We start from the raw sequence: 10,288 nt of genomic DNA on the forward strand, positions 1-10,288 counted from the left end.
TGGTCAATGAGGAATCATTGGTCTTGCCTTTAACGGTGGATTGGTCTCCGCCGTTAGAACCCTTCCTGATAGCTGTGGTGGTGATTCGGGGTAAAAGAACCCACTTTGGTGGGTTTTTTTACGTCTATTGTGAAGTGTCGGGCTGTCAGGTTTATTGCTACCTCTTATGTACAACGAACTGATTACGCTATCCAACGCCATTTTGCCCTGGTTAAGGTTATTGGTTTTTCTTTAACTTGAGCATACCTTACATCAGAATGAAAAGGCAGCAGCACTCAATGCTGGATTATTTGACTCTGATGAAAAAATATGTATGCTTCATCACGAAAAATATCAAAGATACATAAAAAAATAAAAACCACAATTTTGTACTATACTATTAGTATAGTCATTATGACTATACCAATCGCCTTTCAAGGTTCGTCTTATATCTCCCCGCGTAGCGGGGAGATATAAATAATCACATTGATTTGTAAGCTGCAACTTGAAGTTGGATTGGTATATAACTCACATCTCTATCGATTCAATCATTGATAAAATCAATTGTGGCGATTCATAATATAATTAAATTTTAAGGTAAATCGTTTTAAGTCCACAATTGGAAACGACTTTATCGAAGTAATATTTATAACCAAATAGCATAGGAGAATTCATTATGTCTGATATAAGAAAAGGAAGAGTTTTCCTTTCTACTTATTGGAAGGATGATATTGACTCAGTGATAATACGTCACCGCAGAGCGAATGATTCTAGCAAAGAAGAGCATATGCGTTTAGAGAACGTTGGTATGTCTGAACCACATAGATTTGTCATGAATATTGTTTATGATGTAAGCTTCTTTTTTCCTGATTTTGATTATTGGTGGATAATGTTAACGACAAAAAATCTGCGTGTATATACAATAAAAAGTAATTTCTATTGTAACATCTCCCCAAACGATAATGGGGATGTGTTGCTAACACTTAGTAGTGATACCATGTATCTTTATGTAGAATTGTCATACTCTACTAATTGTTTGCAGTCTATTTATGAATTATGAGTTTAGTTAATAAATATTTCAGTAATAGTGTTAATTTTTATTTAATAATCGTTATATTAAAACTAAAAATCAAACAAGCTAACGAATAAGGCAGTTAATATATCTGCCTTATTCGATAAAAGTATATTACATTTGCTAATTATTATTTTGAATTAAGATTGATTTAATACCACTTCTTCGTCTTGTTCAAATACTTCTTTATTCGTTTTTCTCATCAATTGACTGGTGATAGTCCCTGCTGTCATAGCGCCATTAACATTTAATGCTGTACGTCCCATATCAATCAGAGGCTCAACAGAAATAAGCAGTGCCACTAAGGTGACAGGTAAGCCCATAGCAGGTAAAACAATCAATGCAGCAAATGTTGCGCCACCACCAACACCAGCAACTCCCGCAGAGCTGATAGTCACAATTCCCACAAGCGTTGCAATCCACACTGGATCAAAGGGATCAATGCCTACAGTTGGCGCTACCATCACTGCCAACATAGCTGGATAAATGCCAGCACAGCCATTTTGCCCAATAGTCGCGCCAAAAGAAGCGGAGAAGCTGGCAATAGACTCAGGTACACCGAGGCGACGAGTTTGTGTTTCGACATTCAAGGGAATACTGGCAGCGCTTGAACGACTGGCAAATGCAAATGTCAGTACAGGACCTGCTTTTTTAAAGAATTTCAGAGGATTGATACCCGTGAATGCCAAAAGTCCGCCATGTACTACAAACATCAGACCAAGGGCAATGTAGGAAGCCACAACAAAACTACCTAATTGAGTAATGTCATGGACATTGGAGCTGGCGACAACTTTGGTCATTAAGGCCATTACACCGTATGGAGTGAGGCACATAACTAACCTGACCAGCTTCATTGCCCATGCTTGCAGAGTATCAATGGCAACGAGAGCCAGTTTGCCGCGTTCCTGATTATCTTTAATCATTTGTAGCGCAGCGATGCCTAAAAATGCCGCAAAAATTACCACACTAATAATAGAAGTAGGACGTGCTCCCGTCAGGTCAGCAAAAGGATTTTTAGGGATAAAGGAGAGAATGATTTGAGGCACACTCATATCTGCAACTTTGCCAATATAATTGTTTTCAATTGCTAATAAACGTGCAGTTTCTTGCGTGCCTTGAATGAGTCCTGCTGCACTTAGCCCAAACAAATTGGCAATGACAATACCGATTAAAGCGGAAATTGCTGTAGTGAACAATAATGTACCAATGGTGAAGAAGCTGATCCTTCCTAAGGAAGATGCTTTGTGTAAGCGGGTAACGGCGCTTAGGATCGAAGCAAAAACCAATGGCATGATAACCATTTGTAGCAGTTGTACATAACCATTACCTACAATATTGAACCATTTAATTGACTCTTTTACGGTAAGATTATCTGCTCCATAAATGATGTTTAGTGCCAGTCCAAAAACGACGCCCACGACTAGAGCCACAAGAACTTTTTTGGATAAGCTCCATTTATTTGAGTTCGTTTTTGCTAATAGAATAAGCAGTGCTACAAAAACGAGCACGTTAATGATGAGTGGTAAATCCATCTCTAGTCTCCAAAAATTATATACTCTTTCTATTTCGAGCTGCGGTATGTAGTTTGGAATATAGAGTTATTCCAATTTGAATCTATCGCCTACGTACCCTGAAATGCTTAAAGTAAAATATTATCAGTATAATAAGTCACTTTCTTATAATTAAATGGAATTTAATATAATTATTTTTCACTAGCTAGTGAAATTGATTATATATCCTAATCTATTGGTGTTGGTTTATTGCTCAATTGCAACTATTAACTTTGTATCTTACTGAGTTAAAGGTTTTTGGAAGGTGACAGGAAGCGAATAAAAATGATTGATATTTTGCAGGCAACCCCATTTTAAAATGGGGTTGCGGTATTTGCTGTATGTGAATATTGAGCAGTTATTTGTAGAGATTCTGTAGTTTATCGATAGGTAATTTATCAAACTGTATTTTGTTAAATTGTAAGCTGTCGAAATAGCGAGCGAATGAGAAATCGATGTGTTGTGGAAGGATAATAGCGATCACTACTATCAGTACGGCAATAAAACGTTCGGCTTTTTTACGTTCCTTACCTCTAAGAATAGGTAAGCAAAAACGTATTCTTAGCGGCCATAACAGTGGGATACCAGCGGGAGTAAGCATATCAGCAATAAGATGGCTGATATAACCGATAACCATTGCATGGACAAAGTCAGTTGGAATGGGCCAACTAGACGGTATTTCAGTCTGGAATAGGGTAACCCCCACAAGCAGTGCTAATAAACTATGTGTAAATCCACGATGCCCACATAATCGCGCGATTGGAATGGATATAAAGCGGAACAATCTGCCTAAGGTTGAACTTGGATGGTCGATATCTGGTAACAATGAAGCCAGAAGTACGCCGGGAAGCATGTGTAACCAGTCTCCCTGTGCTATTTCTGGTGTGATTTCTAGCTGGTGAGCCAATACAAGGCTGGCAACGGAAAAAAGAAGATGCCCTTCTGCTGTCATAACGATTTATACTAATTATTTATGCTGATTGCTGTTTATACATACAGTGAGGCAGTATAGAGGGTTTTGTCTGAGGAAGATAGAGGGTAACCAGGAAAATTTTGAAACTGTGTCTTGGTTGGTTGAAGAGACAGCTGATATTTGCGCTGCCTTATACGAAAAATAGGGCAGCGCGGTGGCTATTAAGTAATATTTTCTATTGTTAATTTTTCCAGCGAATTCAGTTTAACGTCAGCCAATGACCAGCGGGGATCACCAAAATGGTGGGAAGCGGGGACGACGATTGAGCGCATTCTTGCTGCTTTGGTTGCTATCATACCGTTGAATGAGTCTTCTAATGTAAGACAGTTAGTTGGGTTGACTCCAAGTTGACTGGCTGCCAGTAAATAAACTTCGGGATGCGGTTTACTGTAAGGTAAGTGTGCAGCAGAAACGACAACATCAAAGTAATGTTGTAGGTTAAACAATTCGAGCACTTTTTTGATCATCTCATAGGGTGAGGCGGAGGCCAGGCCAATTTTTAACCCACGTTCGCGACAGAGATTTAAAGCATGTTCTACTCCAGGCAGTAAGGGACGGTTTTTTTCAACTGACTGAACTACGTAATCGATGATACGTTGTTCAACTTCACTTTTAGAGGCGCCTTGCCAGGGTGATGCTTGATACCATAACTCAACAACGTGATCGATTCGTAATCCCAATGTGTCAGGTAGGTTTTTGGCTAAATTTAAATCCAGTCCTAGTTCACTGAATACGCTTTTTTCTCCCTGTGCCCAATAAGGTTCAGAATCAATCAGTAAACCATCCATATCAAAAATAGCGGCTTCCATAGATAAACAAAATGACATCTCAAATCTCTCCGCGATGATAACAGTGATTAAAGAAGTTTGATTGTAACAATTCCAATAAATTAAATCTCGTTATGGGTGATAGCAAAGAAAGAGATATACGTATGCAACTTCAAGTTGCAATATACAACACGCTATGAAACGTGATTTCTCCCCGCGAAGCGGGGAGAAATAATATGCATCTTGAAATGAGATGGGTATAGTTTCATCAGTAAAGTAAGAAATTGACTCCGTAAATAGGATTAAAGTTGGTTCTTTATGAGCTATCATTGACTAAAAAATAAAATTATTTATGCCAATGGAGAATGTAATGACGTATCAACAAGCCGGATATATTGCTATCGCTAAGCGAATTTTGGGCTGGATTATTTTTGTACCCTCCCTGTTGTCAACTTTTGTCTCAGTGATTAATCTAGCCGCAGGGCAGCATGGTGTTAAAGGTGACGGTATTGGAGGTGGTGGAGTTAATGCGGTCTTGAATGATTTTCTTCAGATGATGACAGAAATGATTAAATTCAATACACCATTTTTGGATTTTTTCTGGAAGCATTCTCCAACCCCTGAGCGTGTTGCTGGCATGACTGGGGAAAATATCAGCTTTTTTGTCATTTATATGCTGATGTTTGTGGGGCTGGCAATGAGTGCATCTGGATTGAGAATGTATCGTCAATTTAAATTCGTCAAAGAACGTATTGAAGATCAAATGGTCTTTGAGCACGCGCAGGAGAGTGGAATAACTAAGGAACAATTGAAAGCTAAAATTGCGTTCCCCTCTCATTCTTTATTTAGCCAGATTTTTATCCTTTACATATCACCAATCATTATCGGTGTAATTGCGTACTTCTTATTTAAATTTTTAGGATGGTAATGCGATAGTTAATAATACTGCAAGGATGCTCAATGTCACGTTGGGGTTAATATAATAAATTTTATCTTTTTTTGAATCATTGGACTATTATCAATAATTAAATATTAAGTTCTCTTATGTCTGCTCAGATAAAATTTTATCAATTATCTTTTGGATTAGAATAAAACTCTCTCCCCCGAAAAGATTGCATCTATTTAACAAATAGTAAAGTTGGTAAATGGGTTGACGTTCAAGAAAATCTTTAGGCAATGGCCAAATACTCTGGTAACCATCAAATATTTGCAAAGGAAGATCTGGGTAAAGTGGCAGCATCGCCAGATCGCATTCGCGATCTCCCCAATAGCAGGCAGGATCAAAAGTGACGGCACAATTATCGTTCAATGATGCACAGTTCATGGGCCATAGATCGCCATGCAGGAGAGAAGGTTGAGGGTGATGATTGTGCAGTCTATCGCTGATTACTTGAACAATTTGGTTAATATTTCCAAACACCATCCCGTTATCAGCGGCAAGTTGCAGTTGCCATCCAATGCGTTTTTCGGCATAAAAATGGGCCCAACGCTTTTGCCATCCGTTAGGTTGTATGGTCGTTGCCAGCATGTTATCAAAATCAAAACCAAATTTAGGTTGTTCGCTCCATTGATGTAGCTTCGCAAGGTGTTGACCAAAAAGATACGCACTGTGTGGGTTAAAGGGTTTTATGGGCAGATGCTCCAGTAACAGGAAGCTATAGTTGCGGTCGTGACCTACACCATAAACATCGGGAACTCGGGTTGTTTTGCTGCGAGCTAATAATTCCAATTGCTCTGCTTCTGCTTTGAAAATTGGCAGCATTTCTTTCACGTTGGATTTGATAAAGATATGTTGTTCACCATATTTAACATGCCAGGCACGGTGAATATCTCCTCCTGTCAATTCCTCTTTATCGTGAATTTCAGCATCACCAAAATGCTCACTTAATAGTCGGCTCACTGTTTGCCACATGTTTCACCTCATTAAGTTGACAGTTGCTATGCTTATATTACAGACAGATGTAACATTTGAACAGGATAAAAGGCGTTTTAATAGGAATTAATAAGGCCATATCTCAAATTTGATATGGCACTCTATTATTTTTTAATTTGATTTTTCTGGAATTGATACCTCATGGGATGAGATTTTCTCAAACGATCTTTTGTTTGCTTTCTTGCAAGCTAATTTTATTTGATCATAAGTCAGTGCAATAGCAAAGAAAATTGCCTGAATGATGACGATACAGGGGCCTGTTTCACCATCAATATGGAAGCTGATGATAGTGCCAAGTACACTGGATGATATAGAAGCAACCATTGCTACAATCAACATGCGATCAAAGCTCCGGCAAAGTATAAAAGCAATAATACCGGGGGAGATTAACATCGCAATGACCAGGATGATACCGACAGCCTGCAACGATGCGACAATTGTTAGGGCCAGCAGTGATAATAACCCGTAATGGAGAAGTTTTACGGGGAGACCAACCACTCGTGCCTGGTTGGGATCGAAGCAGTAGAGCATGAAATCTTTTCTCTTTAGCAACACAATAGCCAGCGTGATCCCGGCAATACACAAGGTTTGGAGTAATTCATGCTGGGTAATGCCGAGTATGCTGCCGAATAAAATGTGTGTCAGGTGTTGATCCGTATCTATACGAGTAAACAGGACTAACCCAAATGCAAACATACCTGAGAAAACGATTCCCATGACAGTATCTTCTTTGATTCGGCTATGTTCTTTTAGGTAGCCTGTCGCGAATGCACAAGATATACCAGAAAGGAAAGCACCTATTGCAAGTGGTATGCCAGTTACAAAAGCGAGCACTATCCCTGGCAAAACAGCATGGGAAATGGCATCTCCCATCAATGACCAACCCTTTAAGACTAAGTAACAGGAAAGTACAGCACAAACAGCGCCCACCATAATGGCCGCATAGATAGCTCGTCGCATAAACTCATGCATGAAAGGTTCAGTTATTAATTCAATAAATGTGTTCATGAGCGTTGCTCCTGAATCAATGCCAGAGATTCCTTTCTGGCACGTCTGCGGGAGGCTAACGTGCCATGCTTAGGGGCAAAGAAGAACGCGAGTAAGAAAATGACTGTTTGTATGGTGACAATCACTCCCCCAGTTGCACCGTTGAGAAAATAACTCACATATGCGCCAATACCACTCGTGAGTGAGCCGATAGCGACGGCAATAATCAACAAATGTTTAAATCTATCTGTCAATAAATAGGCGGTTGCACCAGGCGTTACAACCATTGCGATAACCAGGATAGCGCCTACTGTCTGTAATGCAGCAACAGTACAGGCACTTAATAAAGTGAAGAAAATGATTTTCAACCGTAACGGTGATAATCCAATGGAGCGTGCGTGAGTTTCATCAAAGAAAACAACCAACAGATCTTTCCAAAGTACCATTAAGATGATGAAGGAAACGGCAATAATGATTTCCACTTGTAAAACATCTTCATCAGCGATCCCGAGAATATTGCCTAATATAATGGTTTGTACATTCACGGATGTAGGGTTTAAAGAAACGATCAATAATCCGACGGCAAAAAAAGTGGAGAATATAAAACCTATCACCGCATCTTCACGTAACCGAGTGATATGACGCACCAATGTCATTGATAATGCAGCGAGCATCCCTGTAAAAAAAGCACCACCTGCATAAGGTAAACCGAGAGCATATGCACCTGCGACACCAGGCACAACAGAGTGGGAGAGGGCATCTCCCATTAGTGACCAACCTTTTAGCATCAGATAAGCAGATAAGAAAGCACAGACACCCCCAACAATGGTGCTTACCCACATGGCTTTCACCATGTAGTTGTAACTGAATGGTTGTAAAAGCAGTTCCATCATGGTTGGTTTTCCTTTTGTTTGGGGTTTTGCCGCGGTGGAATATGGTGATCATGTCCGTAAAAGACGGCAGCACGTTCATCATCGGTTATCACTGTCAGTGAGCGTGGATCGTCATCTTTATGCAGCTCAGGAGCGGAAAGATTAATATGGCGCAAGACGCCACCGAAGGTTATTTCCAGATTTTTTTGAGTAAACGTATTTTCAGTTCGGCCACTGGCGAGCACTGTGCGGTTGATCAAAATAACGTGATCACAAAATTCAGGTACACTGCCGAGGTTATGCGTTGACACTAAGACCAAATGCCCTTCGTCACGTAAGTCACGAAGTAAGTCAATAATGGCATTTTCTGTTTTAACATCTACCCCAGTAAAAGGTTCGTCCAGTAGCAAAACTTTCCCTTCTTGAGCCAATGCACGGGCTAAAAATGCGCGTTTTTTCTGTCCGCCAGAAAGTTCACCAATTTGGCGATCACGCAAGTCCGTCAGCCCGACACGTTCAAGGGCTTTATTGACGATTTCATGATCTCGCTTACTGGGGCGGCGCAAAAATCCCATTTTTCCATAGCGTCCCATCATTACAACATCAGAAACCAGAACCGGAAAATTCCAATCTACATCTTCAGTTTGAGGAACATATGCGATGATATTTTGTTTTAATGCAGCTTTGATAGGTTGCTTGTTGAGAGTCACTTTTCCTTGTGAAGGTGTGACTAACCCCATGATGGTTTTGAATAATGTGGATTTGCCGCTGCCATTCATACCTACCAGTGCACAAATTGTGCCGCCAGTAATGTCAAAACTGGCATCATAAATAGCAGTATGCCCATTGTTGTAAGTGACAGTGGCGTTATCCACAATTAAATGAGGATGCTCAAATAACGATTGATGGTTTAATGATGAGCGATTCATTGGTTAAATCCTTTTGCGATAGTGTCTACAGTGGTGTTAAGTAGATCAATATAAGTTGGAACCGGTCCTTTTTGAGTGGAGAGGGAGTCTACATAAAGTACCCCGCCGTAACGTGCTCCCGTTTCTTTACTGACTTGTCTTGCTGGTTTATCTGAAACAGTGCTTTCACTGAAGACAACTGGGATCTTATTAGCTCTTACTGTATCAATGACACGGCGAACCTGTTGTGGGGAACCTTGTTCCTCAGCATTAATTGGCCACAAATAAACTTCTTTGAAACCATAATCTTGTGTGAGGTAGCTGAAAGCGCCTTCACTGGTGACTAGCCAGCGTTGCTCTTCAGGAATACGAGCAAGACGTTCCCTAAGGGGCGCATCCAATTGAGCCATTTTTTCTGCATAAGCTTTGGCATTACGATTGTAAATTTCGGCATTATCGGGATCGTATTTGACAAAGGCTTTACGAATATTTTCGATATAGATCAGCGCATTTTTGGGCGACATCCAGGCGTGGGGATTAGGGTTTTTATTGTAAGGTCCTTCACGAATCGGTAGAGGAGTAATACCTTCGGTTATCACTGCAGCAGGGATATCTTGCATGTTTTCAAAGAAACGTTCGAACCAGCGTTCTAAATTTAAGCCATTCCAGAGGATAAGGTCTGCACGCTGCGCTTTTATGATATCTTTAGGAGTGGGTTGATAATCATGGATTTCTGCGCCAGGTTTAGTGATTGACTCGACAATTGCTGCGTCTCCTGCGACATTTTGGGCTATATCTTGAATAATAGTAAATGTTGTAACCACTCTGAATGTTTTCTCGGCATGAGCTTGCTGGCTGAATAGCGCCATTGTGAATAGAACAAGGATCAGATTGAATATCGGAAAATCAGAAAGAGAATATTTTTTATTCATTATGATAACCCTTACTTGCTGTACATATAATTATTGATAATGATTATCAGTATCACTTGTATAAAGTCAAGGCGATAGAGAGAAAATTAACAATAAATTCGATAGACGCCCCTTAAATTCTTATTGATTGATATGACAATGACGCACTTCATGCGAACAGAAAAACAGCATGTTGTCTAGCGTTAACCACGAGTAATAACGAGATTTATTTTTCCATATTAAAGGTTAAAACCACCGACTTTAGTCGGTCAGCTTTAGCTGCGATACTCTATTGCCCGAGAGGTGCGATATGGATTACAGATATGGCAGCCACAC

The 10,288-nt window shown here is 40.0% G+C and carries 11 protein-coding genes; 3 read left to right on the forward strand and 8 right to left on the reverse strand.

What is annotated here, in order from left to right:
• Both IQ211_RS19685 and IQ211_RS16265 read left to right on the forward strand, forming a co-directional pair.
• Positions 1-182 (forward strand): hypothetical protein (locus IQ211_RS19685; protein ID WP_228011607.1); only part of this gene is annotated, 182 nt, incomplete at its 5' end.
• A 473-nt stretch (positions 183-655) separates the two neighbouring features.
• A complete protein-coding gene (locus IQ211_RS16265) occupies positions 656-1,039 on the forward strand; it encodes a hypothetical protein (RefSeq protein ID WP_189760967.1) in 384 nt (127 codons plus the stop codon).
• 152 nt (positions 1,040-1,191) lie between these two features.
• Here IQ211_RS16265 and IQ211_RS16270 read toward each other — a convergent pair whose 3' ends face one another.
• From IQ211_RS16270 to hxpB, 3 genes are all read right to left on the reverse strand, one after another.
• Positions 1,192-2,583 (reverse strand): L-cystine transporter, encoded by a 1,392-nt coding sequence (locus IQ211_RS16270; RefSeq protein ID WP_189760968.1) that lies wholly within the window; start codon positions 2,581-2,583, stop codon positions 1,192-1,194.
• A gap of 376 nt (positions 2,584-2,959) precedes the next feature.
• Positions 2,960-3,553, reverse strand: a complete 594-nt coding sequence (locus tag IQ211_RS16275) for a metal-dependent hydrolase (protein ID WP_189760969.1) — start codon at positions 3,551-3,553, stop codon at positions 2,960-2,962.
• Positions 3,554-3,735: 182 nt separating this feature from the next.
• Positions 3,736-4,401: a hexitol phosphatase HxpB gene (gene hxpB / locus IQ211_RS16280; RefSeq protein WP_189760970.1), complete on the reverse strand. Its 666-nt coding sequence runs from the start codon at positions 4,399-4,401 to the stop codon at positions 3,736-3,738.
• Between the two features lie 310 nt (positions 4,402-4,711).
• On the opposite strand from hxpB, the gene IQ211_RS16285 reads away from it, so the two are divergent.
• Positions 4,712-5,269 carry a YniB family protein gene (locus IQ211_RS16285; RefSeq protein WP_189760971.1) on the forward strand — a complete coding sequence of 186 codons (558 nt, stop codon included), beginning with the start codon at positions 4,712-4,714 and terminating at the stop codon, positions 5,267-5,269.
• Positions 5,270-5,383: 114 nt separating this feature from the next.
• On the opposite strand, the gene IQ211_RS16290 is transcribed toward IQ211_RS16285, so the two are convergent.
• The 5 genes from IQ211_RS16290 to IQ211_RS16310 form a co-directional block, all read right to left on the reverse strand.
• On the reverse strand, positions 5,384-6,253 hold the full coding sequence (locus IQ211_RS16290) for a fructosamine kinase family protein (RefSeq protein ID WP_189760972.1): 870 nt from the start codon (positions 6,251-6,253) through the stop codon (positions 5,384-5,386).
• Between the two features lie 132 nt (positions 6,254-6,385).
• Complete coding sequence (locus IQ211_RS16295; RefSeq protein ID WP_189760973.1) at positions 6,386-7,282, reverse strand: metal ABC transporter permease; 897 nt, start codon at positions 7,280-7,282, stop codon at positions 6,386-6,388.
• Positions 7,279-8,154, reverse strand: coding sequence for a metal ABC transporter permease (locus tag IQ211_RS16300; protein ID WP_189760974.1), 876 nt, complete (start codon positions 8,152-8,154; stop codon positions 7,279-7,281). The genes IQ211_RS16295 and IQ211_RS16300 overlap by 4 nt, the downstream gene beginning before the upstream one ends.
• Positions 8,151-9,062 (reverse strand): manganese/iron ABC transporter ATP-binding protein, encoded by a 912-nt coding sequence (locus IQ211_RS16305; protein ID WP_189760975.1) that lies wholly within the window; start codon positions 9,060-9,062, stop codon positions 8,151-8,153. Before IQ211_RS16305 ends, IQ211_RS16300 begins: the two co-directional genes overlap by 4 nt.
• Positions 9,059-9,973 (reverse strand): metal ABC transporter substrate-binding protein, encoded by a 915-nt coding sequence (locus IQ211_RS16310; protein WP_189760976.1) that lies wholly within the window; start codon positions 9,971-9,973, stop codon positions 9,059-9,061. The genes IQ211_RS16305 and IQ211_RS16310 overlap by 4 nt, the downstream gene beginning before the upstream one ends.
• Positions 9,974-10,288 lie beyond the last annotated feature (315 nt).

The organism is Xenorhabdus griffiniae (assembly GCF_015163655.1).
Lineage (GTDB): Bacteria > Pseudomonadota > Gammaproteobacteria > Enterobacterales > Enterobacteriaceae > Xenorhabdus > Xenorhabdus griffiniae.

Coding starts and splice junctions, on each gene's coding strand:
- IQ211_RS16285 (WP_189760971.1), top strand. CDS start 4,712: ATGACGTATCAACAAGCCGGATATATTGCTATCGCTAAGCGAATTTTG.
- IQ211_RS16305 (WP_189760975.1), bottom strand. CDS start 9,062: ATGAATCGCTCATCATTAAACCATCAATCGTTATTTGAGCATCCTCAT.
- IQ211_RS16300 (WP_189760974.1), bottom strand. CDS start 8,154: ATGATGGAACTGCTTTTACAACCATTCAGTTACAACTACATGGTGAAA.
- IQ211_RS16310 (WP_189760976.1), bottom strand. CDS start 9,973: ATGAATAAAAAATATTCTCTTTCTGATTTTCCGATATTCAATCTGATC.
- IQ211_RS16295 (WP_189760973.1), bottom strand. CDS start 7,282: ATGAACACATTTATTGAATTAATAACTGAACCTTTCATGCATGAGTTT.
- IQ211_RS16290 (WP_189760972.1), bottom strand. CDS start 6,253: ATGTGGCAAACAGTGAGCCGACTATTAAGTGAGCATTTTGGTGATGCT.
- IQ211_RS16275 (WP_189760969.1), bottom strand. CDS start 3,553: ATGACAGCAGAAGGGCATCTTCTTTTTTCCGTTGCCAGCCTTGTATTG.
- hxpB (WP_189760970.1), bottom strand. CDS start 4,401: ATGTCATTTTGTTTATCTATGGAAGCCGCTATTTTTGATATGGATGGT.
- IQ211_RS16265 (WP_189760967.1), top strand. CDS start 656: ATGTCTGATATAAGAAAAGGAAGAGTTTTCCTTTCTACTTATTGGAAG.
- IQ211_RS16270 (WP_189760968.1), bottom strand. CDS start 2,583: ATGGATTTACCACTCATCATTAACGTGCTCGTTTTTGTAGCACTGCTT.